Below are 19,089 nucleotides of genomic sequence, written 5' to 3'. Positions count from 1 at the left end.
TGTGCTGATTGGCGAGGTCGCGCGGCGTAGTGGCGTCAGCGCACGGATGCTGCGCCACTACGACCGCATCGGTCTCGTTTCTCCGTCGACGCGCACGGCCGGCGACTACCGCGAGTACACGGACGCGGACGTGCAACGGCTCTTCCACGTAGAGAGCCTCCGCTCGCTCGGGTTCAGCCTCGCGCAGATCTCGACAACCCTCGACACCGCCGACTTCGCACCCGGGAAGCTCGTCGAACAGCTCGCTGAGCGCGCCCGAGCGCAGTTGGAAACGACCGTAGAACTTCTCTCGAGACTCGAGAGAGTGCACGCGAGCGAGCCGCGCCATTGGTCGGACGTGCTGCGCATCGTCGAACTCATTCGGGGGTTCGACTCCAGTAGCGCGTCCGACCGGCAACGGTTGGCCTTGTCGCTCGACACGGTCGATGAAAGCAACTCCGCGGTTCTCGTGGAAGCCTTGCTTCGCGAGAAAGAGCCGAACGCGGCCGGCGCACTCCTCTGGTCGATAGCGCGAATCGGCGATACCGCGGTTCCCGCCCTCAGCGGAGCGCTCAAGTCGGACGGGCAGCAACGACGCCATCGCGCGCTCGAAGCGTTGCTCAAGATTGGCACGCCAGGATCGCTGGCGGTGGTCGCCGCGCAAACCGCGCACTCAGATCCGCAGATCCGCGCGCGGGCACATATCACCGCGGGGATGAAGGGTGACGACCGTGCCGTTCCGTCACTGGTCGCGCTGGTGGCGGCCGGTGACTTGGATATCGAAGCCGGCGACGCGCTCGAGATCCTCGCGACAGACGAGCAGGTTGCGACGCGCATCGCCCGTCATGCGAGCGTCGCTAGCAGTGCAGCGGACACCGACGGGCGCCGCCGCCTCGTCGGGATGCTCGCTTCCATGCCGGGCGCGGCAGCGGACTCGACTTTGGAACTACTTGCCGCCGACACCGATGCTGCCGTCGCGATCGCCGCCCATGCCCACCTCAAAGCTCGATCAAGGCGATAGCAACCACTGCTGCAACTGCCAATAACGATCGTTTGCGGCGGGGGCTTGTCTGGGATGGTGGTAGTCCCTCCATAAACGTTTGCCGGATGGTGGTTTGGGCGAAGGTATTCGGATGGAGCGGCGATCGCCTCCTGCAGTCCTGGAGGATTGGCGATAGGTCAGCAGCAACTGTATAGTTCAGTGCATGCTGACCATTGCTTCTCGTCTTGATGTGATGAACCGACTCGGCCGGGCCATGGCGGATCCGACGCGTTCCCGGATCTTAATGACGTTGCTCGAGGGACCGAGTTATCCCGCTGTGCTCTCGCGCGGGCTGGAGCTGACGCGCTCGAACGTGTCGAACCACCTCACCTGCCTGCGCGATTGCGGCATCGTCGTTGCCGAGCCGGAGGGCCGTCAGACCCGATACGAAATCGCCGACCCGCACCTAGCTGCTGCCCTCGTCGCACTGGTGGACGTGACGCTGGCTGTCGACGTGCACGCCCCGTGCGTGGACTCGGCGTGCACGGTGGCGGGCTGCTGCGGAGCGGGGGCTGGCGCGTGAGCGAGGCGTGTGGTTGCGAGCATGAGCCTGCCGCCACGGCGGGAGAGGAACACGAAGAGGCTGAGCGGCCCTGGTGGAAAGACCGCGGGATCATGGTGCCGATCTTCTCGGGTGTCGCGTTCCTGGGGGGTCTGATCCTCGAGTGGTCCGGCTTAGAGATCCCGGCGTTGGTGCTGTTCTGGGTCGGACTACTGCTGGGCGCGTCGACGTTCACGCCGGGCGCGATCCGGAAACTATTCAAGGGCAAGCTCGGCATCGGGTTGCTGATGACGATCAGCGCGATCGGCGCAGTCATCCTCGGGTACGTGGAGGAGGCTGCAGCTCTGGCGTTCTTGTACTCGATCGCTGAGGCGCTCGAGGACAAGGCGATGGACCGCGCCCGCGGCGGGCTAAGGGCACTGCTGAAGCTCGTGCCGGAGACAGCGACGGTGCTGCAGGGCGGTGTCTCCGCGCAGGTGCCGGCGAGAGAGTTGACGGTTGGCCAGGTCATGGTGGTCCGCCCGGGTGAGCGGATCGCGACCGATGGGATCGTCCGATCCGGGCGCTCCAGCCTGGACACATCGGCGATCACCGGGGAGTCGATCCCGGTCGAGGTCGAGCCTGGCGATGTTGTGTCGGCCGGTGCGATCAACAGTGCCGGCGCGCTGGAGGTTGAGGCGACGGCTGCGGGCACCGATAACTCGCTCACGACGATCGTGGAGCTGGTCGAGAAAGCGCAGACCGACAAGGGCGAGCGTGCCCGTCTGGCGGACAGGATCGCCCGCCCACTGGTGCCCGGCGTTCTGATCCTCGCGGCGCTTGTCGCGATTATCGGTTCGCTGCTGGGGGACCCGGAGGTGTGGATCACCCGCGCGCTCGTCGTGCTGGTCGCGGCGTCTCCGTGTGCGCTGGCGATCTCGGTCCCGCTGACGGTCGTCGCTGCGATCGGCGCCGCGAGCAAGTTCGGTGTGATCATCAAGTCCGGCGCCGTTTTCGAGCGCTTCGGCACGGTCCGGCACGTCGCCGTCGATAAGACCGGCACCCTCACCCGCAACGAGCCCGTGGTCACCGCCGTGCTCACCGCGAACGGTGTAACCGAGATCCAGGCGTTGGCGTGGGCGGCTGCGCTGGAGCAGCACAGCACACATCCTCTTGCCTCAGCGATCACCGCCGCAGCCCCGGGGACACCGGCAGCTGCAGATGTGACCGAGCAGGCCGGCCACGGTATTGACGGCACCATCGACGGATCGAGAATCACCGTCGGCAGTCCCCGCTGGCTGGACGCCGGCGACCTCGTCGAGCGGGTCGCAACGCTGGAAGAGCAGGGCATGACCGTCGTCATCGTGCACCGAGACGGGTCACCGGTCGCCGCGATCGGCGTCCGCGACGAGCTGCGACCTGAAGTCCCCGAGGTAGTCCGGACACTCACCGGCCAGGGCGTCGGGGTGACGATGCTCACCGGCGACAACGCCCGGACCGCTCGTGCCCTGGCTGCGCAGGCCGGGATCAGCGACGTGCGCGCGGAGCTGCGCCCGGAGGACAAGGCGACCGCGATCGGGGAACTGTCGAAGGCGGGACCGGTCGCGATGATCGGCGACGGCATCAACGATGCCCCCGCCCTCGCGGGCGCAGACGTCGGCATCGCGATGGGCGCGACCGGCTCCGACGCAGCGATCGAATCCGCCGACGTGGCCTTCACCGGCCATGATCTACGCCTCATCCCGCGGGCGTTCGATCACGCCCGGCGCGGTCGACGGATCATCAACCAGAACATCATCCTGTCGCTGCTGATCATCACCGCCCTGCTCCCGCTCGCACTCTTCGGAGTCCTGGGGCTCGCGGCTGTCGTCCTGGTCCACGAGGTCGCCGAGGTCATCGTGATCCTCAACGGCCTACGTGCCGCCCGCACCCGCACGCCACGACTGGAAAGCTGATGCTCGCCACCATCGGATCAGCGATCGGCCTGTTCGCGGCAACCAACATCGACGACATCGTCGTGCTCACCGTGCTGTTCCTCGCCTCCAGCCGAGGAAAACCCCGGCCGTGGCAGATCGTCGCAGGCCAGTACCTCGGGTTCATCACCCTCGTCGTCATCAGCGTGATCGCCGCGCTCGGCCTCACCATCGTCCCGGACGAATGGGTCGGCTTCCTTGGCCTGATCCCGCTCGGCATCGGCATCTGGACGCTCATTCACGGCCTGCGCCGCAACGGCGATGACGATGACGACGCCAAGATCACCGCGGTCGGACTGTGGGGGGTCGCGGGTATCACGATCGCCAACGGGGCGGACAACATCTCCCTCTACACGCCGATCTTCCGCACCAGCACGCCCGGCGACGTCGCGATCATGATCGTCGTGTTCCTCATCCTCGTTGCCGTCTGGTGCGCGGCCGGCCGGCTCATCGGCACTAACAAGGCAGTCACCGAGGGGTTGGAGCGCGTCGAGCACTGGCTTGTACCGGCCGTATTCATCGGTCTGGGCCTGTTCATCCTGATCGAATCCGGCGTCATCGTCCGTCTGATCGAGGTGCTCGGGTGACCTCCTCCCAGGCAGAAGGCCACCCGCCCGCTGCGCGAAAGCTGCCGTCGGCGCGGCGGTGGCAGCTCACTGGCGGAGCGCTCCTGATCGCCGTGATTGTCGTGCTGATTGATCAGGGAACGAAGGTGTGGGCCGAAGCGGCCCTCACTGAGCGTGAGCGCGTCCCCCTAATCGGTGACCTGTTGGGTTTGCAGCTCGCCTACAACCCCGGAGCGGCATTCTCCTTCGGGGAAGGCTTCACCTGGGTGTTCGCGCTGCTAGCCGTCGCCGCCACCGTCACAGCAATCGTGTTCGCGTTCCGAGTACAACGCCTGGGATGGGCAATCGTCATCGGCGCGCTCGGAGGAGCTGCCGCCTCACACGCAGGCGACCGCCTTTTCCGCGATCCGGGATTCGCCCGCGGACACGTCGTGGACTTTCTCGCCTACGGAAACTGGTTCATCGGGAACATCGCCGACATCGTGATCTTCGCCGCAGCGATCACCGGAGCGCTCCTCATGATCCGCGCCGGCGATGAGACCACAAAGTGAAACCCCTTGAGAAGCAGGGGACAACCCATCAACTCGCCCTCTACATCGGCGCTATTGCTCGGCGCGCAGCTCGTCGGCACCCGCGGTGCGGAAATTTCCAAGCGCATCGACACCTACGCGGCAGCGCTGCACCACAGCATGACGATCGCCGCAATGAGCGACCTCGACCTCTCCTACACGCCCCCGCTCGGCTCCCCCTGGGATGCCGTGCAGGTCGCAACACAGGCATGGGAGCGCGAAGTCCGGACAATCGCCGTGGTGTAGCTCGCCCGTGCGTGCGGCTTCTGAGTGTGGGGACTACGTAGGCGGGCGGTCACGTCGTAAGCGAAGCGCGACCCACAAACCGCATCGTCGACAGATGAACGCACCGTCGTCTCCGAGGGCGTGCAGCTTCCTTCGTGGTAGATGCCGGCCGCAGCACGTGCAGGCGACATCGAGCTCAGTCTCCATAGGCCCTCATTGCCTCTCGGATCTGTTCAACCGTTGGCATCCCGGCCAACCCAGCAGGTGTGCTGTAGATGCGGCAAGCCAACTCACTACTACGATCCGACCCCGGGAAGAGATCGTTTCCGTCCACCGTGATCGTCGGGGAGCCCGCAAATTGAACCCCGGCGGCGTCTTCCTCTGTTCGGATGAGTCGATAACGCAGGCTCAATCCGTCGTGGCCTGTTTCGCTAAGCGCCTCGGCAACACGACGACTGGCCTCAACCCAGCTAGGGCAATCAGCGATATGCAGCAGCTCAATCTCCACGACTCAATCATCCTCGATTCTCTGCTGATGTCGTGACCCATTTGTGGTGGAGGGCTATCACCGAAAACGATCGTTTCTGGCGCCTTCGGCGGATGTTGGCGAGAGGGATTGCCGCAAACGGTGTCCGCAAGGGGGTTTAGGCAGAGGTTTTTGGCCGATCCGCGTGAGCAACCTGCATCGCGAAAGACAGTGAGACCGCGATGGCGGCCCCACGGCGGGAAGCTGGCGGCTGACTGGCGGGCCCGTGACGTGGTGAAGGCGGCAGCGAACGACGAGTATGAGTTCCATGAACACAACCCGAATCACGGACCTTCGGCAGGCGGCCGGCTGGACCCAGGAGCGGCTCGCCACTGAGAGCGGCGTCGGGTTGCGGACGATTCAGCGCCTGGAAGCGGGCAATGAAGCGAGCCTGGAGACTCTGTCTCTGGTGGCCGACGCACTGCGCGTATCGGTGAGCGAGCTCTTCGCCAGCATCGACGACGCGGACTTTGGCAATCGCGTGGAAGCGCTCGATTCACGCGCTGCCGAACAGCAGAGCGCCCGCGATCGTGCGGTTGCGGCGTGGCGGTGGCTGTACGTCGGGATCGGAGTGGTTCTGACCGTTCTGAGTTTGACGATGGGGTCGTCCGGCCTTGCGCTTTTCCTCGCTTACTGGACGGGTGGACTGGTGATCCTCATCGCACTCGGCCGGATTATCCTCGAACCCCGCCTTGACTCCCGCTATCCGCTCTCCCGCCTTGACTCCCGCTATCCGCTCTCCCGTAGCAAGCGGCAGCTTCGCGAGCAACGGCGTGCGCCCTCGGCCAAGATGCCCGCGATTGTCGAGCCGGTATCGTGACGGCGCTCGACGGGTTCACACTCGCGGAGTTGTCCGTCACGGTGTTTGCATCTCCTGAGACGTTCACGGCGCTGTACGACGACATCATCGAGCTTCTCGAAACGAAGTATGAGCGGAGCACGTGGGAAGTTCACTCGCAGGACGATGTGACTGAAGACCCCGAGTACCGCGACGCACTCGATCGGCTTCGGCAAGAGGCGGAAGTCGCGAGTAGCCCTCGTTGAGGGCTCTGCTGTCCGTGCGGGCGTGCCTCGCTGTCTTGTGATGACCCTGCCGAAAACGATCGTTTCCGGCATGCGCACCGAGGTCGCCGGTTGACTGCACGACACGCCCGTCGCGCACCTGCCGAAACCCCCTGCCGCAACCTATCGCGCCGAAACGGTCCGCCCGACCTTTTAGGCAGGCCGAGAGCGAAACGCGACTACCGACAAGTTTCGTGAGACAGTCGGCAGTTTCGGCAGCGCACCACGCGCCCGCCTTACCGGGGATGCTCTGTCTCGCCAACCGGCCACTCTGGTGAGATCGGACATGCCCTCAAGAACCCCGCCACGCGTTCGACGTACTCCTCCGGCCGTTCCACGTACGCAAAGTGCCCCGCGCCGGCAACCGTGACGACGTCATGCCCCGTGGCGGCTCGATGCCGTTCCCGCACCACGGGCGGCGCGACCATGTCGGTCTCGCCCGCAACGAGCATCGACGGCATGGACAGTTCCGCCAGCTGCGGCGGCTGGTCCCGGTACATCTCTGCCAGCAGCGGCAGATGCGAGGTCCCGCGCGACCAGTCGAGGTCGTCCGGTGCCGAGCCCATCAGACCCTCGTAGCGCGCACGGGTCTCGGCGTCGTGCAGGAACAGGTCGAGATACCGCGAGCCGAGGGGCTGCATGGCCTCCCACGTGCGATCTTCGGCGGTGATGGGGCGATCGAGCGCGGCGAATCGGCGGCACGCCGCAGCGTCATCGTGCAGTCCGATCTCATCGAGCATCGCGGCGGCCTGCGGAAGTCGGAACCGGTCGGTCGCATCCGTGTCCAGCGCCGGGCAGTCGAGTACGAGCGCATCGATGCGCTCGGGATGCTGCAGCGCGTAGTCGAAGGCGTACGCCCCGCCCGAGGAATGACCGATGATCGCCCAGCTCGCAATCCCCAGCTGTTCACGGATCTGCTCGAAGTCGTCGACCAGCAGGTCGACGGTCAGCGGCGGATCCGCGGGCAGGGGATCCGAGCGCAGCACCCCGCGCTGGTCCACTCCGATGACGCGAAAACCCTGGTCGGCGAACCTGTCGCCGACCGATGACATGAAGTCCCAGCACGAGTTGCCGGGGCCTCCATGAATGAAGAGGAGAGGTCGGCCCTCGGCCGGCCCTCGCTCGTCGACGAACAGTCGGGTGCCGTTGATCTCAAGAAGCGATTCCACTGCGGCATCCTATGGCGAAGCGTCGACCTCGAGAAGCCTCCTTGTACATCTCCGATCTGTCCATCGGATGTCGTTGCGGATGTCAGCATGGATGAATGGAGAGATCACAGCCGACCGACACCGACCGTCGCATGATCCGTGCCGTCGTCTTCGATCTCGACGGAGTGCTGCGGCACTTCGACCCGGTGCACGTCGCGCGGATCGAGGCCCGGCACGGGCTGCCTGCCGGCAGCATCCATGAGACCGCCTTCGATGCGTCGCTGCTCGCCGCCGTCACGACCGGCGCGATCACGCGGGAGGAGTGGATGCTGCGCGTCGGCGCCCTCCTTGAGAACACCGTCGCCGCGGCCGAATGGGCGGCGCACCCGTCGACGCCCGATGAGGACATGCTGGCGCTCAGCGACGAGCTGCGGGCATCCGGCATCCGCACGGCCATCCTCACCAACGGCACGGACACGATCCCGGCCGAACTGCGTGAGCTCGGGATCGATTCTCGCGTCGACGCTGTCTTCAACTCAGCCGACATCGGCTTCGCCAAGCCTGACGTGCGCGCCTTCCAGCACGTGCTCGACGCGCTCTCCCTCCACCCGCACGAGGTGTTCTTCACCGACGACTCGGCCGGCAAGCTTGCCGGGGCCCACGTGCTCGGCATGCCCACGCATCACTTCACCAGCATCGACGGGCTGCGCGAGGCGCTGCGCGCAACGGGGCTCGCTGTCAGCGTGTGAGAATCGCCGCGGCGAACGCCGCGACGTCCGGCACGATGAGGTCGGCATCAGCGGAGTCACCCGCGGCACAGACCCGTGCCGTGCGCAGACCCGCACGGCGGCCGGCCTCGATATCCGACTCCATGCCGTCGCCGACCATCCAGCCGTGCAGAGGGACGTCGAGCTGCGTGGCGAGCGCCGTGAGCAGAAGCGGATCCGGCTTGCGGACCCCGATCTCCGACGACACCACCCAGCCGTCCACCAGGGCATCGAGGCCGGTGCGCCTGATCTTGCCGACCTGATTGTCGGCCATGCCGTTGGTGGCGATGCCGAGCACCCATCCCGCACGCCGCAGTCCACGCAGGGCGTCCTCCGTTCCGGGGAACAGACTGACGAGTTCGGGCATGCGTACGCGGTAGTCCCGCCATGACTTCGATGGATGCCCGGATGCGGGCACCCTCTCCGAGATGCGCTCGAATGCCTCGTCCTTGGGTGCGCGAGCGGTCAACTGATCTGTGATCCACCGAGACAAGGCAGGGTCGACGTCATACCGGATGACGAACTCGTCAGTCCAACGCCGCACGGCGGCGAGCTGATCGACCAGTGTGCCGTCCAGGTCGAAGACGATGATGCCGGGTGCGCTCACCCGCTGACATCCTTGTCACTCAGCACCCGCCACACTGTGCTGTGACCGAGCTCTGCCATGACCGGGTTGGACTCCTCGTAGTACCAGACCAGACCCATCGCCTGCTGCAGTGCCCAAGCCGCACCGCGGCGCCACTCAGCATCCGACGCACCGACGATCCCGCGCAGCCGAGCTCGCCGCGGGGCATCGAGCAGATGCCACGCGCAGACCAGATCGAGCGAGCGATCGGCGGGGCCGAACGAGCCACCGTCGAGCACGCCGACCAGGCGTCCCTCCGACACGAGCAGATTCGCCGGGGTCAGGTCGCGGTGACTCATGACGTGCTCGCCGGCCGTCGGAGTCTCGTGCAGGGCCGTCCAGACCGCCGCGACCCTCGTGACGTCGACGAGACCGGCACTCTGTTCGAGGCAGTGTGCAATGTAGCCGTCATGGTCGCTCAGCGAGCCGCCACGTCCGCGGCCCGCGAAGATGCGGTCACCGACCGGCACCGCCCGCAAAGCGACGATCAATTCGCCCAGATCCTCGGCGAAGGCCTCGGAGTGGGCAGCGCGCAGTGGATCGGCGACGTCGCCGGGCAGCCAGCTCTGCAGCGCCCAGGCCGACGGGTAGCGCTCGTCACCCGCACCGAGGCCGAGGGGCCGCGGCGCGGGAAACGGTGATGCGTCGGCGAACTCCGTCAGCGCCGCGACCTCGGCGCTCAGCACCGCAGCATCCGTCGCCTGCAGCGGAAAGCGGGCGCCGACGTCGGCGCCGACGCGGAAGATCGCGTTGACGGTCCCCGCGCCCGACACCGCCGTGATCGGCAGCCCCGCCAGACGTGGGAACTCGCGGGCGATCAGCTCGCCCGCGAGTTCCGTGGTGACGACCAGCTGGTCGTCGTGCATCTTGATGCTCAGCCGTTCAGCCGTGCGATCCAGGCCTCGACGTCCTCGGCCGTGCGCGGGATGTCAGCCGAGAGGTTCTCGGCGCCATCCGCGGTCACCAGGATGTCGTCCTCGATGCGCACCCCGATGCCCCGCAGCTCAGCCGGCACCGTGAGGTCATCGATCTGGAAGTACAGTCCCGGCTCGATCGTGAAGACCATGCCGGGCTCCAGCACGCCGTCGTAGTACATCTCGCGACGCGCCTGCGCGCAGTCGTGCACATCGATCCCCAGGTGATGGGACGTGCCGTGCACCATGTAGCGGCGGTGCTGACCGCCCTTGTCGGCGTCGAGCGCCTCCTCGGCGCTGACGGGCAGCACGCCCCACTCAGCGGTGCGACGGGCGATGACCGCCATGGCGGCCTCATGCACCTCACGGAACCGTGCGCCGGGCTTCGCGACGGCGAACGCGGCATCCGCAGCCTCGAGCACCACGTCGTACACGCGGCGCTGCACGTCGGAGAAGGTGCCGTTCACGGGCAGTGTGCGCGTGATGTCAGCCGTGTACTGGCTGTCGACCTCGACACCGGCGTCGATGAGGATGAGGTCACCAGGCACGACGGTGCCGTCGTTGCGGGTCCAGTGCAGGTAGCAGGCATGGTGACCGGACGCCGCGATCGTGTCGTAGCCCTCCCAATGCCCGTCGCTGCGGGCGCGCTGGTGGAAGACGCCCTCGACGATGCGCTCGCCGCGCGGGTGCGCGATCGCCTTGTCGAATTCGCTGATGATGTCATCGAATCCGGATGCTGTCACCGCGATCGCATTGCGCATCTCGGCGATCTCGTACTCGTCCTTCACGAGCCGCAGCTCGGAGACGAAGCGGGTGAGGTCCTCATCGGCATCGACGACGAGGTCGCCGTCTCCGGAGACGAACGTGTCGACGTGCGCCGTGGCGAGGTCGAGGTCAGCGGCGACGCCGGCCAGTGACGGGCGCGGGCCGATCCAGAACTCGCCGATCGTGGCATCCGAGTAGAACTCGCTGGTGGTGCGATCCGCACGCTCACGGAAATACAAGGTGACCTCGTGGCCGCCAGAGGACGCCGGCTCGAAGACGAGCAGCGAGTCGGGCTCGGACTCGTTCGCCCAGCCGGTCAGATGCACGAAAGCGGAGTGCGCGCGGAACGGGTAGTCGGTGTCGTTGCTGCGCTGCTTGAACGACCCTGCCGGGATCACCAGGCGCTTACCGGGGAAGGCCTCAGAGACCTTGGCACGACGCGCGGCGGCGTAGGACGCCTGGGCACGGGCCGACGGCATCGACTCGGTGCGATCGGCCCATCCGGTGGAGATCGTGTCGAGGAAGCCCTGCGGGAACGGCTGCTTGCGGGGGCTCTTGGGCTGCTCTTCGACGACGGCGTCGGAGGACTCGGCGATCGTGTCGCCATCTGCGGGGGTGCTCATGCCTCCATCCTCTCACTCCTCACACGACGGGACCCGGGTGATCGTGATGAGCACCCGGGTCCCGCAGATCATGCAGCGTCGTCAGATCACTGCACGGCCTTCAGCGCGTCCACGATGCCGTAGCCGTAGTAGCTGTTCAGCGCGGTCGTGCCCTCGCAGGCCGCGCCCCGGTTGCTCTGCGGCGGCGAGCACGGGGTCGGTGTCGCATCGGCCTGCAGCTTCTCGACCATCTGCGCCGGGGTCAGCTCGGGATGCACCGACTTCATCAGGGCGAGCACACCGGCGACGTGCGGTGAGGCCATCGACGTGCCGTTCTTGTACGCCCAGCCGCCCGGAACCGTCGACGCGATGCGCGAACCAGGGGCCGCGACATCGATCTGCCCGAGACCGCGGTTCGAGAAGGACGACAATTGACCCGTCTGTGTGATGGACGACACGGTGACCACCCCTGGGAGCTGGGCGGGAAGGTCCAGGCATCCGGAGTTGATCGTGCGCGTGACCGGTTCTGCAGCGTCATTGGGACTGCCTGCATCGGTCGTGTTTGTTCGCAGATCGAGCGCTGAGTTGCCTGCCGCTGCGGCGCTGACGACGCCCTTGTCGACGGACCACTTCACGGCGCGCGTCACGGCCTCCTGCACGGCGGCCTGGTCGGGCTGGTCAGCACACCAGAACTCGAACGGGTCGACGTAGTAGCTGTTGTTCGTGACGTCCATCCCCTGCTGCGCGGCCCACATGAATCCGCAGATCGCGTACTCGGGGTAGATGTACCCGTCGTCGTTGACGACCTTGACAGAGGCCAGTCGCACGTTCGGTGCGACGCCGACGATGCCGACGCCGTTGCGTGCCGCGGCGATCGTGCCGGCGACGTGCGTGCCGTGATCCGAGGTGGTCGGATACCAGCCGCCTTCGGACTGGTCGGGGCGACCGCCGACCGTGCAGTTGACTGAGTTGGCGACGTCGATGTTCGCCTTGAGGTCGACATGGTTCGGGTCGATGCCGGAGTCGAGCACGCCGACCAGGACGTTGCGGCTGCCGTCGGTGACGAGGTTCGCCTTGTCGGAGCCGATCATGGTCATGTCCCACTGCAGCGACGTGTACTGCTCGGTGCCGGAGCCCGGGATCGGGACGGATGGCTCGTCGCCGTTCACCGGCTTGTTCTTGCCCTGGTTCCAGCCAGACGAACCGGGACCCCACGGCACACCCGAGCCGGTGACCTTGTCCTTGACCTCCGCTGTGCGGGTGGCCCCGACGGAAGATACCGCGTTCTTGCCGGTGACCTTGATGTCGTCGCGGAAAGCCGCACGGTCGGACTGCGCCACGATCACACCGATCTGCGGCCAGCTCTGCACGACCACGCCGCCGGCTGCGGCGATGGCCTTCTCAGCCTTGCGGGTCTGACCGGGGTTGGCTTGGCCGGTGTTGACCACGTAGCTCATGACAGTGCCGTCTGGGGGCAGGATCGGGACGGGGGTCGAGGTCTCGGAGGTTGCTGCGGTGGCGCTGAGTCCGCCCGCGAGGACGAGCGCCAGGGCGGCGGCGGTGCCGACGATGCTGCGCATCGTTCGGCGTCGGAAATGGGGAGTCATGACGGCCTTTCATCGTTGGAAGACCGGCGGTGCGCCGGGAGGGCTGTGGCCCTCACCTGCATTTCTAGCGTGCGCCCACTGGCGGTTCAATGGCTGCTCGAAGATAACGCACAGAACAGCTCAGCTTGCGGGCTCCAGCTGCGCCACCACGGCCCGGTGGTCGCTGCCGCCGGCATCATCGAGGACGACCGACCCGGAGGCCCGCCAGTTCGCGCTGGCCATGATGTGGTCGATCGGTGCACCGAGCAGGCGCGGCAGGTCAGCGGGCCACGTGCCGACCATCCCGTTGCCGGTGTTCGACGCCACGTCCCTGCAGCGGCCCATCGTGCCGCCGTCCATGCCGAGACCGGCCATGTGATCGACGGTCGCGTTGAAGTCGCCGGCCAGGATGAAGTCGCCCTCGGGACACTGGTCGGCGATCCACGCGAGGTCCGACTTCCACCGCGTCATGGCATCCGGTCGCGGCGCCACCGCGTGCACGGCGACGATCGTGGGGCCATCGCCGCTCACCGGCATCGCGACGGCGCTCGGCACCGAGCCGGTGTTGCTCGACCCGTCGGTCGACGAGTCGATGACCGCGTACTCGCCGAGCTCTGCCGACGTGAGGATCGTGGTCTGCCACGCCTGCGGGCCGTTTGGCACGTCGGGGCGGATGTTCACGTGATGCACCCACATCGGGTCGCCGGCGTCGCGCATCATGATGGCGATCTGCTCGCCGACCTCTTCAGAGGTCTCGGGCAGCGTCACGATGTCGACCTGCTGGTCGCGGACGACCTTGGCGATGGTCTCGGCCGACACCGCAGCGCCGGCGGTGTTCCACGTGAGCACGCGGATGCTGGCATCCGACTTCTGCGGCAGCGCATCCAACCCGAACCCGCGCACGGCACCGACGACGCCGTTCGCACCGGCGCCGAGTAGCGCGATGATGAGGATGGATGCTGCGAAGCCGCGCAGCGGCCGGGCGAACATCAGCAGCACGGCCAACACGGCGATGGCGAGGAACGCGACCACCAGGAGCATCCGGGACGACACGAGCTGCGCGATCGGAAAGGTCATCTCGAGCCGGAAGAACTGCGGCCACACGAGAATCGCCGTCGCGATCGCGAACAGCACCGAGATGAGGATTCCGATCAGTCGTAGCATCGTCCGAAAGCCTAGAGGAGCCGGCTGTGACGGCCCTGGCGGTACGCTCAGAGGATGACGTCAGGCGCGCACTCCACCTTCACAGGGCCGAGTGATCTGCACCTGCATTCCAACCACTCCGACGGCACCGAGACGCCGACCGAGGTCATGCGACAGGCCCATGCGCATGGCATCCGCACTCTCGCCCTCACCGACCACGATCGCACCACCGGCTGGGACGAGGCGGGCGCCGCGGCGGCTTCGCTTGGCATGACGTTCCTGCCGGGCATGGAGCTGTCGGCCAGGCACGACTGGCGCAGCGTGCATGTGCTCGGCTACCTCTTCGACCCGACGGATCCGGCGCTCGCCGCAGAGACCGAGAAGATCCGTGCCGACCGCGTCGGCCGCGCCGAGCGGATCGTGCGCAACATCGCCCGCGACTACGACCTGCGCTGGGACGACGTGCTCGAGCAGACGACGGTGGATGCCACGGTCGGCCGCCCGCACATCGCCGACGCGCTCATCGCGCGCGGCTTCGCGCTCGACCGCACGGAGGCATTCGAGGGCATCCTGCATCCGCGCAGCGGCTACTACGAACCCCACTACGCGCCCGATCCGCTCACCGCGGTGCGGCTGATCACGAGAGCTGGGGGAGTGGCGATCATCGCCCACCCGGTCACGATGGGTAGGGATCGGATGCTGCCGGTGTCGTTCCTGGAGAGGCTGATCGCCGAGGGGCTCGGCGGTTTCGAGATCGACCATCGCGAGAACACCGAGGACGGCAAGAAGGCGCTGCGCGAGCTGGTCGCCCGACACGACCTGATCGCGACGGGTTCGAGCGACTATCACGGCATGACCGGCAAGCCGAACCGTCCTGGTGAGAACACGACGTCCGACGAGATGGTGGCCAGGATCATCGACCGCGCGACCGGCGCACAGCCGCGATACGCCTAGCACCCGACTGCGCGCCCGGGCCTCAGCGAACGGTCGGGATTCTCCCGGTGGTCTGTCGGGCGGTGTCGATACCGTCGACGGCATGCAGTGGGGCACCGCGCTGGAGCAGCGCATCGATCAGGTCGCAGATCGGATGCTGCAGGACGCAGCCGCGCAGGGAGTGCGCGCTGCGCTCATCGAGTTCGTGGTGTTCGTGCTCAAACAGGCATGGGCGTGTGCCTTCGGCGCGAGCCTGCTGGTCGTGATAATCGCGGCTCGGCTGTTCTATCCCGATGATGCGGCGCTGGCCCGCAACGACTTCCTGACTGTGGCCGCGGTGCTGATCCAGGTCGCCATGCTCGTCTTCGGGCTGGAGACGGTGCGCGAGCTGCGGGTGATCGTGCTGTTCCACCTCACCGGCACGATCATGGAGCTGTTCAAGACCGACGTGGGATCGTGGGCATATGCGGCCGAGGGGATGCTGCGCATCGGCGGAGTGCCGCTGTTCAGCGGCTTCATGTACGCGGCGATCGGGTCGTACATGGTGCGGGTGTACCGGCTGTTCGATCTGCGGTTCTCGCGATACCCGCGGCGCTGGCTGACCGCGATCGTCGCAGTGGCGATCTACGCGAACTTCTTCACGCACCACTTCTGGTGGGATGCCCGCTGGGTGCTCTTCGCCGCCGTGGTCGTGCTCTGGGGGCGCACCGTGATGTACGCGCGGATCCGCGTGAAGGTGCTGCGGCTGCCGGTGCTGGCGGTGTTCGGTGGCGTGGCGTTCTTCATCTGGCTGGCCGAGAACATCGGCACCTGGGCGGGAGCGTGGGCTTACCCCGACCAGGTGGACGGCTGGCAGCTGGTGTCGATCAGCAAGCTCGGCTCGTGGTTCCTGCTGATGATCATCTCGGTCGTGCTGGTCACGTGGGTGTACCCGCCGCGGGGGCCGGGGGCGGTGGCATCCGCTCGAGTGCGTCCCGATGACAGCGTCGAGGCCCCTCCTGCTGAGCAGGAGAGGCCTCGATGAGCTGATGGAGCGTCAGGCGCCGGTCGGGGCGCCTGCACCACCGCCGCTGCGGCGACGGCGGCGACGACGCTGCGGTGCCGGCTTGCCGTCGCGGTGCTCGGTCGTGGTGTCACCGTCGTGCGTACCTCCGCCGCCCTCGGAATTCCGAAGTGCGTCCGAGACAGCCTCCGTGGCAGCGGAGGATGCCGGCTGCTCAGCGCCCTCGGCGAAGGTCGAGCCGACCTTCTCGCCCTCGGAGCCGCGACGACGACGACGGCGACGGCGGGTGGTGCCCTCGTCGGTGCCCTCGGCGGCAGCATCCGATGCCTTCTGCGGCGGACGCTGCTTGCGCTCCGCCGGTGCCTTCTCGGCCTTCGGCGCCGTGCGCAGACGGCCCTTCGTGCCCTCGGGGATGTCGAGGTCGGTGAACAGGTGCGGGCTCGACGAGTAGGTCTCGACGGGCTCGGGCTGGCCGAACTCGAGGGCGCGGTTGATCAGGGCCCACTTGTGCAGGTCCTCCCAGTCGACGAACGTGACGGCGATGCCCGTCTTGCCCGCGCGGCCGGTGCGACCGGCGCGGTGCAGGTACGTCTTGTCCTCGTCGGGGATGGTGTGGTTGATGACGTGGGTGATGTCGTCCACGTCGATCCCTCGGGCGGCGACGTCGGTGGCGACGAGCACGTCGCGCTTGCCGGCCTTGAACGCCGCCATCGAGCGCTCGCGCTGCTCCTGGCCCATGTCGCCGTGCACGCCGCCGACGTTGAATCCGCGATCGCCGAGCTCATCGACCAGTCGCTGCGCTGCACGCTTGGTGCGGGTGAAGATGACGGCCTTGCCTCGGCCCTCGGCCTGCAGGATGCGGGCGATGATCTCGTCCTTGTCGAGCGAGTGCGCGCGGTAGATGATGTGCTTGATGTTCGCCTGCGTCAGGCCCTCGTCGGGGTCGTTGGCGCGAATGTGGATCGGGTTGGTCATGAACCGACGCGCGAGCGCGACGATCGGGCCGGGCATGGTCGCCGAGAACAGCTGCGTGTGGCGCACCGGCGGCAGCTTCGAGAAGATCTTCTCGATGTCGGCGAGGAAGCCGAGGTCGAGCATCTTGTCCGCCTCGTCGAGCACGACCTCTGTCGCGTTCGACAGGTCGAGCAGACGCTGGTTGGCGAGGTCGATCAGACGACCCGGCGTGCCGACGACGATCTGCGCGCCGGCCTTGAGCTGGTCGATCTGGCCCTCGTACGCCTTGCCGCCGTAGATGGCGACGACGCTCGTGGAGCGGTTCGAGGTGAGCAGATCCATGTCCTCGTACACCTGCACCGCGAGCTCGCGGGTGGGGACGACGATGAGCGCCTTGACGCCAGGCTCGGGGTCAAGGCCGAGGCGCTGCACCACGGGGATGCCGAAGCCGAAGGTCTTGCCGGTGCCGGTCTTGGCCTGCCCGATGATGTCCTGGCCGGGAAGGCCGAGGGGGATGGTCTGCTCCTGGATGGGGAAGGCGTCGACAATCCCCTTGGCGGCGAGCGCCTCGACGATGTCCTGATCGATCCCCAGATCAGCGAATGAAGTCACAGTATGTTTGCCTGTCCGGCGCGTGCGCGGCGGTTGCCTCACGAGCGGCGCCTTGTTAACGGATCCACGCCGTCAACTGCTGCCACAGGCGCGGGGCCCTGCTCCGATGGCAGGACAGGGGTAAGCCTACCGGAGAGGGCGTCGGATGCCGGGAGGAGGGCTTCAAGGCGCCTTGCTGCAGCGCCTCAGCTCGCGGCCGGTAGTCTGAGCAGGTGGTCAACTGGTTCTGGAAGCGCAAGCCGCAGAGGCGCAATCTGACGCTGCGCAGCAGGGGCGACAGTAGCGGCGCCACGCGCATCGACTTCGCCGAACTCGCGCCGGAGTTGAACCGCTTCCTCGGCCAAGCCGCCTATCTGCAGCTCGGTTACTTCGAGACGCTCACCCGCGGCATCCGAGGCACGCACGAACTCGCGCGCAAGGAGGCGCTCTCCCGCGCCGCGGGCGCCGCCCTCGACAAGCATCGCGGCATCGTCGAGATCATCTCCGACCTGGGCGATGACCCGACCGAGGTCATGCTGCCGTTCCGCGAGAACCTCGACGCGTTCCGGCTCAAGACCATCGGCGTGCGCCAGGAGGAGACGCTGCTGTCGGTGTACCTCACCGCAGGCATGCTCGACGACTTCTACCTCGCGCTCGCCTCGAGCTACGGCGAGACGGGGGAGCGGGTCGCCGCGATCCTGCGTCAGGACGATCGCGGAAGCGAGATCGTCGCGATCATCCAGCAGACCATCGAGAGCGACGACGAATGGCGCTCACTGCTGTCGATGTGGGGCAGGCGCCTGGTCGGCGACACACTGCTGGTCTGCCGCGGCGCGCTGCGCCCAGGGCGCCTCGAAGCCGATGACGTCCGCATCGAGCCGGTCTACACCGAGCTGATGGGCGCGCACGCGCGGCGGATGGATGCCATGGGTCTCGCCTCGTAGCATCCGATCGGATCGCGGGCGGCAGCAGCCGTCCGCCGGTCAGATCCCGAGGGCCTGCTTCTCGAGCCGGTCGTGGTGCGTGCGCTGCGCGCTGATGCTGGCGGTGGCGATCGCTGCGACCAGCAGGCCGCCCCCGATGCTCACCACCCACAGCCAGACGTTTCCGTCGGCGATGCCGGCCCACTGCATGATCGTGTAGACCGCGGCCGCGACCGCGGTCGCGACCGCCGGAGTGACGGCGACACCGCGCAGGTCGCGCTTGGGCATCAGGAAATGCAGTCCGATGCCCAGCGAGCACGCGGCGATGAGTGCAAGCAGGATGTACATGTCAGGCGACGAAGCCGACGCGACGCGACTCTTCGGTGCCCAGCTCGATGTAGGCGAGGTTCGCGGTGGGCACGATGTACGAGCTGCCCTTGGCGTCGGCCAAGCTGATGTGGCTCGCGTTCTGCTCGAGCGCGTCGGTCACCTGCTTGCGCACCTCTTCGGCGCTGCTGCTGGTCTCGAAGCTGAGCTCACGGCCGGTGTTGACGATGCCGATGCGGATTTCCACGCGATCTCCTGACGTTCTGCGAACACCGGCAACTCTACCGGCTGGCATCCGGCCTCGGTTCGACGGCGCGGTCGATTTCGCCGTGGGCGCACAGCGCGAGGGTCGCGGTGGCGCAGAGTGGGGATGTCCGTCCGCGCC

21 protein-coding genes and 1 pseudogene are annotated in these 19,089 nt (G+C 67.1%); 12 read left to right on the top strand and 10 right to left on the bottom strand.

What is annotated here, in order from left to right; all coding sequences use genetic code 11:
* Position 1: 1 nt before the first annotated feature.
* From MNR00_RS11435 to MNR00_RS11410, 6 genes and pseudogenes are all read left to right on the top strand, one after another.
* Positions 2 to 1,000: a MerR family transcriptional regulator gene (locus MNR00_RS11435; protein WP_241926047.1), complete on the top strand. Its 999-nt coding sequence runs from the start codon at positions 2 to 4 to the stop codon at positions 998 to 1,000.
* A 184-nt stretch (positions 1,001 to 1,184) separates the two neighbouring features.
* A complete protein-coding gene (locus tag MNR00_RS11430) occupies positions 1,185 to 1,544 on the top strand; it encodes a metalloregulator ArsR/SmtB family transcription factor (protein WP_241926046.1) in 360 nt (119 codons plus the stop codon).
* Positions 1,541 to 3,457, top strand: a complete 1,917-nt coding sequence (locus MNR00_RS11425; RefSeq protein WP_241926045.1) for a cation-translocating P-type ATPase — start codon at positions 1,541 to 1,543, stop codon at positions 3,455 to 3,457. The genes MNR00_RS11430 and MNR00_RS11425 overlap by 4 nt, the downstream gene beginning before the upstream one ends.
* Positions 3,457 to 4,062 carry a cadmium resistance transporter gene (locus MNR00_RS11420; RefSeq protein WP_241926044.1) on the top strand — a complete coding sequence of 202 codons (606 nt, stop codon included), beginning with the start codon at positions 3,457 to 3,459 and terminating at the stop codon, positions 4,060 to 4,062. The genes MNR00_RS11425 and MNR00_RS11420 overlap by 1 nt, the downstream gene beginning before the upstream one ends.
* 92 nt (positions 4,063 to 4,154) lie before the next feature.
* Positions 4,155 to 4,592, top strand: a complete 438-nt coding sequence (locus tag MNR00_RS11415) for a signal peptidase II (protein ID WP_241926043.1) — start codon at positions 4,155 to 4,157, stop codon at positions 4,590 to 4,592.
* 54 nt (positions 4,593 to 4,646) lie between these two features.
* Positions 4,647 to 4,856, top strand: a pseudogene (locus MNR00_RS11410) (CoA-disulfide reductase); the annotation flags it as partial.
* Positions 4,857 to 5,031: 175 nt separating this feature from the next.
* Here MNR00_RS11410 and MNR00_RS11405 read toward each other — a convergent pair.
* Positions 5,032 to 5,343, bottom strand: a complete 312-nt coding sequence (locus MNR00_RS11405) for a thioredoxin family protein (RefSeq protein WP_081860107.1) — start codon at positions 5,341 to 5,343, stop codon at positions 5,032 to 5,034.
* 286 nt (positions 5,344 to 5,629) lie between these two features.
* On the opposite strand from MNR00_RS11405, the gene MNR00_RS11400 reads away from it, so the two are divergent.
* Together MNR00_RS11400 and MNR00_RS11395 are read left to right on the top strand one after the other, a co-directional pair.
* Positions 5,630 to 6,181 carry a helix-turn-helix transcriptional regulator gene (locus MNR00_RS11400; protein ID WP_241926041.1) on the top strand — a complete coding sequence of 184 codons (552 nt, stop codon included), beginning with the start codon at positions 5,630 to 5,632 and terminating at the stop codon, positions 6,179 to 6,181.
* Positions 6,178 to 6,405 carry a hypothetical protein gene (locus tag MNR00_RS11395; protein WP_241926040.1) on the top strand — a complete coding sequence of 76 codons (228 nt, stop codon included), beginning with the start codon at positions 6,178 to 6,180 and terminating at the stop codon, positions 6,403 to 6,405. Before MNR00_RS11400 ends, MNR00_RS11395 begins: the two co-directional genes overlap by 4 nt.
* 254 nt (positions 6,406 to 6,659) lie before the next feature.
* Here the strand turns inward: MNR00_RS11395 and MNR00_RS11390 are convergent, their stop codons facing one another.
* A complete protein-coding gene (locus MNR00_RS11390; protein ID WP_241926039.1) occupies positions 6,660 to 7,592 on the bottom strand; it encodes an alpha/beta hydrolase in 933 nt (310 codons plus the stop codon).
* A gap of 95 nt (positions 7,593 to 7,687) precedes the next feature.
* On the opposite strand from MNR00_RS11390, the gene MNR00_RS11385 reads away from it, so the two are divergent.
* Entirely contained in the window at positions 7,688 to 8,320 is a 633-nt protein-coding gene (locus MNR00_RS11385; RefSeq protein WP_241926038.1) for an HAD family phosphatase, read from the top strand.
* On the opposite strand, the gene MNR00_RS11380 is transcribed toward MNR00_RS11385, so the two are convergent.
* From MNR00_RS11380 to MNR00_RS11360, 5 genes are all read right to left on the bottom strand, one after another.
* Complete coding sequence (locus MNR00_RS11380; protein WP_241926037.1) at positions 8,310 to 8,945, bottom strand: HAD family hydrolase; 636 nt, start codon at positions 8,943 to 8,945, stop codon at positions 8,310 to 8,312. The genes MNR00_RS11385 and MNR00_RS11380 overlap by 11 nt on opposite strands.
* Positions 8,942 to 9,829, bottom strand: coding sequence for an aminoglycoside phosphotransferase family protein (locus tag MNR00_RS11375; protein ID WP_241926036.1), 888 nt, complete (start codon positions 9,827 to 9,829; stop codon positions 8,942 to 8,944). Before MNR00_RS11375 ends, MNR00_RS11380 begins: the two co-directional genes overlap by 4 nt.
* An 8-nt stretch (positions 9,830 to 9,837) precedes the next feature.
* Positions 9,838 to 11,265 (bottom strand): aminopeptidase P family protein, encoded by a 1,428-nt coding sequence (locus MNR00_RS11370; protein WP_241926035.1) that lies wholly within the window; start codon positions 11,263 to 11,265, stop codon positions 9,838 to 9,840.
* An 86-nt stretch (positions 11,266 to 11,351) separates the two neighbouring features.
* Positions 11,352 to 12,824 (bottom strand): S8 family serine peptidase, encoded by a 1,473-nt coding sequence (locus MNR00_RS11365; RefSeq protein ID WP_241926034.1) that lies wholly within the window; start codon positions 12,822 to 12,824, stop codon positions 11,352 to 11,354.
* A 147-nt stretch (positions 12,825 to 12,971) separates the two neighbouring features.
* Positions 12,972 to 13,994, bottom strand: coding sequence for an endonuclease/exonuclease/phosphatase family protein (locus tag MNR00_RS11360; RefSeq protein ID WP_241926033.1), 1,023 nt, complete (start codon positions 13,992 to 13,994; stop codon positions 12,972 to 12,974).
* A gap of 54 nt (positions 13,995 to 14,048) precedes the next feature.
* Between MNR00_RS11360 and MNR00_RS11355 the strand changes: the two genes are divergently transcribed.
* Positions 14,049 to 14,927, top strand: a complete 879-nt coding sequence (locus tag MNR00_RS11355; protein WP_241926032.1) for a PHP domain-containing protein — start codon at positions 14,049 to 14,051, stop codon at positions 14,925 to 14,927.
* An 82-nt stretch (positions 14,928 to 15,009) separates the two neighbouring features.
* The gene (locus MNR00_RS11350; protein WP_241926031.1) at positions 15,010 to 15,930 is read left to right on the top strand and encodes a DUF817 domain-containing protein; all 921 of its coding nucleotides are present in this window, start codon (positions 15,010 to 15,012) and stop codon (positions 15,928 to 15,930) included.
* Positions 15,931 to 15,942: 12 nt separating this feature from the next.
* On the opposite strand, the gene MNR00_RS11345 is transcribed toward MNR00_RS11350, so the two are convergent.
* A complete protein-coding gene (locus tag MNR00_RS11345) occupies positions 15,943 to 17,475 on the bottom strand; it encodes a DEAD/DEAH box helicase (RefSeq protein WP_241926030.1) in 1,533 nt (510 codons plus the stop codon).
* Between the two features lie 212 nt (positions 17,476 to 17,687).
* On the opposite strand from MNR00_RS11345, the gene MNR00_RS11340 reads away from it, so the two are divergent.
* On the top strand, positions 17,688 to 18,398 hold the full coding sequence (locus tag MNR00_RS11340; RefSeq protein ID WP_241926029.1) for a ferritin-like fold-containing protein: 711 nt from the start codon (positions 17,688 to 17,690) through the stop codon (positions 18,396 to 18,398).
* A gap of 39 nt (positions 18,399 to 18,437) precedes the next feature.
* Here MNR00_RS11340 and MNR00_RS11335 read toward each other — a convergent pair whose 3' ends face one another.
* Both MNR00_RS11335 and MNR00_RS11330 read right to left on the bottom strand, forming a co-directional pair.
* Entirely contained in the window at positions 18,438 to 18,725 is a 288-nt protein-coding gene (locus tag MNR00_RS11335) for a hypothetical protein (RefSeq protein ID WP_241926028.1), read from the bottom strand.
* A 1-nt stretch (position 18,726) separates the two neighbouring features.
* A complete protein-coding gene (locus MNR00_RS11330) occupies positions 18,727 to 18,951 on the bottom strand; it encodes a DUF3107 domain-containing protein (RefSeq protein ID WP_241926027.1) in 225 nt (74 codons plus the stop codon).
* Positions 18,952 to 19,089 lie beyond the last annotated feature (138 nt).

The sequence above is a fragment of the Microbacterium sp. H1-D42 genome (assembly GCF_022637555.1).
Lineage (GTDB): Bacteria > Actinomycetota > Actinomycetes > Actinomycetales > Microbacteriaceae > Microbacterium.
The sequence above is the reverse complement of the archived record's forward strand: the minus strand, read 5'-3'. Positions and strand labels throughout refer to the sequence as shown.